Here is a 3,164-nt window from a genome sequence, read left to right as displayed (position 1 = left end):
TCATGATGCGAGGACAATCGTTGATGCCCGCCAGAAGGACGGACTGGTTGCCAAGGGGTATGCCCGCGTCGGCGAGCTTGGCCAGGGCCCTTCGGGAGGAGGACGTTAGTTCCCGGGGATGGTTGAAGTGCGTGTTGATCCAGAGGGGGTGATGCTTTTTGAGGATGTTCACCAGGTTGTCGGTTATGCGGTAGGGGAGCACGACGGGTGTGCGCGTTCCGACGCGCACCACCTCCACGTGGTCGATGGCATCAAGCTCGGTGAGGATCCAGTCGAGGTAGTCGTCGGACAGCAGGAACGGATCGCCTCCGCTGAGCAGAACGTCCCGGACCTGCCGCGTCTCCCGTATGTAGTCGAGGCCGGCCATTACCTGGGAGCGGTCGGGAATGCTGTCACGGTCGCCCACGCGCCGCTTCCGGGTGCAGTGACGACAATACATCGAGCAGGTGTTGCTGACAAGGAACAGCACCCTGTCGGGATAGCGGTGAGTGATGCCGGGGACCGGGCTGTCTTCGTCCTCGTGGAGCGGATCGGTCATGTCGTCGGGGGTGACGTTCATTTCCAGCACGGAGGGAAAGCTTTGCTTGAAGATCGGGTCGTGCTCCAGGTTCTCCACATCAACGAGCGAAAGATAGTACGGTGTTATGGACATGGGGAAACGACTGATGGTGTGCTCGTACTGCTCACGCCGAGCGTCATCGAATTCAATCCCAAGAAGGTTCTCCAGGGTCGTGAGGTCGCGGACACAATGCCTGATCTGCCATCTCCAGTCATTCCAGAGAAGGGGTTGTGCCATATCTTTGATCGCGGGAGCAGTCTGGTTCCGGGTTTTTGTCAAGTGCATCGTTTCCTCCTTTAGCGCAGAACACCGCTTCTCGAGGTGCCCTCCACGTGCTTTCCGGCCCCGGGAAAAGGGCCTTCTCCTTGTGTCGGGTTGCCGAATGTCTTTTGACACCCACTTTTATATAACCCGGGAGACCTGTGCCTTTCTGTCAAACGGGTTACCTTTGGAAACAGAGTCTTTCTTTTTTCAACCTGGCTCCCGGGATTTGTCTAATGCTGTGTTGGAATCATGCGATAAGACAACTGAAGACAAATACCGCTATTGCCTTCGTATGTGATCGGTAAAGGCAAGCTGGTATTTTTCGTGATGGAGAATTGCGTTTTCTCATTTTATCACTATAGTATTTGATATGCTCTGGCACATCGGCACTCTTTATGACCATAAGGAGACCAGATGAAGGACGCGTCGGGAACGAATCAGGAACTGCTCGAAGAGATATCCATTCTCAAGCGGAAGATCAGGGAGCTGGAGGAATCGGAGGCCGGGCGGCGGCAATCCGAGGAGGCGCTCAAGGAGGCCGGGGACTCGTTGAGGGCCTGCTTGGAGAATGCTCCTGATGCTGTCTACATCATGGACACGGAGGGCGCCTTTCTGTACGGCAACCGCAAGAGCGAGGAGATTATCGGCTATGGCAGGGAGGAACTCATCGGCAAGAATTTCCTCGAGATGAACCTCCTTTCGGAAGCCAGCTTCTTCAAGGCGGCCGAATTGTTTGAGGCCAGCAGGGAAGGGAAGTCTACAGGTCCCGATGAGATGGAGCTTGTCAGCAAGGATGGACGTTTCGTCCCGGTGGAGATCAATACGAGCGTGGTCCAGTACATGGGCCGGACCGTCGTCATCGGTTTCGTGCGCGACATCACGAACCGGAAACGGGCCGCTCGGGAGATCCTCCTCGAAAAGGAGAAACTGAGGACCCTTCTCGACAACGCCCCCTTCGGCATGTTTCTCATCGACAGGAAGAGCCGCGTCGTCTACATGAACACTCATTTCAGGGACCTCTTCGGATATGACATGTCCGATGTTCCTGACATAGCGACATGGTACAGAAGGGCCTACCCGGACACCGCGTACAGGAAGATGGTCACCGCGGCGGCGAAAGAAGACCTTGGAAATGCAATCCCCGGGGCGAGGAAGTCACGGGTATTCACCGTCGCCTGCAAGGACGGAACGGATAAGGTCGTGAGCCTTGTCGTGTCTGTGCTGGCCTCCGGCGAGTACCTGATGAGCTGCGAGGACATCACCGAAATGAGGAGGCTCGAATCCCAGCTCCGCCACGCCCAGAAGATGGAATCGATAGGCACCCTGGCGGGCGGCATCGCCCACGACTTCAACAATATCCTCTCGGCCCTGATGGGATACGCCTCGCTTATGCAGATGAAGATGGAGAAGGACAGCCCTCTGCGGCCGTACCTGGACCAGGTCCTGTCGGCATCGCGAAAGGCGGCCGATCTCACACAGAGTCTTCTCGCCTTCAGCAGGAAGCAGCCTGTGACCCTTCTTCCCCTGGACATGAACAGCACGATAGGATCGACGAAGAAGCTCCTCAAGAGGCTTCTGACGGAGGACGTCGACCTTCATACCACCCTTACCCGGGACGACACGGTGGTCATGGCGGACAGGTCCCAGGTGGACCAGATCCTTTTCAATCTCGTCACGAACGCCCGCGACGCCATGCCGAGGGGGGGCACGCTCACAATCAGGACCGATATTGCGGACATTGACGAGAGGTTTACCAGGGCCCACGGGTTCGGCAAACCGGGACGGTACGTGATGATAACCATCTCGGACACCGGTGAGGGCATGGATGAAGCGACGCAACGGAAGATCTTCGACCCCTTTTTCACAACGAAAGAGACCGGCAAGGGCACGGGGCTCGGGCTTGCCACGGTGTACGGGATCGTGAAACAGCACGACGGATACATTACCGTGCAAAGCGAACCGGGTCGCGGGAGCGCCTTCCGCATCTATCTTCCCGTGGTGCAGGCGAAGACGGACCGCGAAGAGGAAGAGGCGGTCCCCCTTTCCGCGGGGACGGGGACGATCCTCATCGCCGAAGACAACGAAGAGGTCAGGCGGTTCATGCGGGAGGCCCTTCAGGAATACGGGTACAGGACCATTGAGGCCGTGGACGGCGAGGACGCGGTCGACAAGTTCAGGCGGTACAGGGACGTCGATCTCGTCATCGTCGATTCCGTGATGCCGAAAAAGAACGGACGCGAGGTCTATGAAGAGATGCACCGGATGGACCCGCGTGTCCGGGTGCTCTTCACGAGCGGATACACGAAGGATATCATCCTGGAAAAAGGGATAGAGGGCAAAG

The 3,164-nt window shown here is 57.5% G+C and carries 2 protein-coding genes; one reads left to right on the top strand and one right to left on the bottom strand.

Annotated features, from left to right (window positions below):
- The coding region (locus GXX82_05180) for a KamA family radical SAM protein (protein ID NLT22419.1) at positions 1–844 on the bottom strand (844 nt) is incomplete at its 3' end.
- A 393-nt stretch (positions 845–1,237) separates the two neighbouring features.
- Here GXX82_05180 and GXX82_05175 point away from each other — a divergent pair.
- On the top strand, positions 1,238–3,164 hold a 1,927-nt coding region (locus GXX82_05175; GenBank protein NLT22418.1), incomplete at its 3' end, for a PAS domain S-box protein.

The sequence above is a fragment of the Syntrophorhabdus sp. genome (assembly GCA_012719415.1).
Taxonomy (GTDB): domain Bacteria; phylum Desulfobacterota; class Syntrophorhabdia; order Syntrophorhabdales; family Syntrophorhabdaceae; genus Delta-02.
This window is presented reverse-complemented; position numbering and strand designations above follow the sequence as displayed.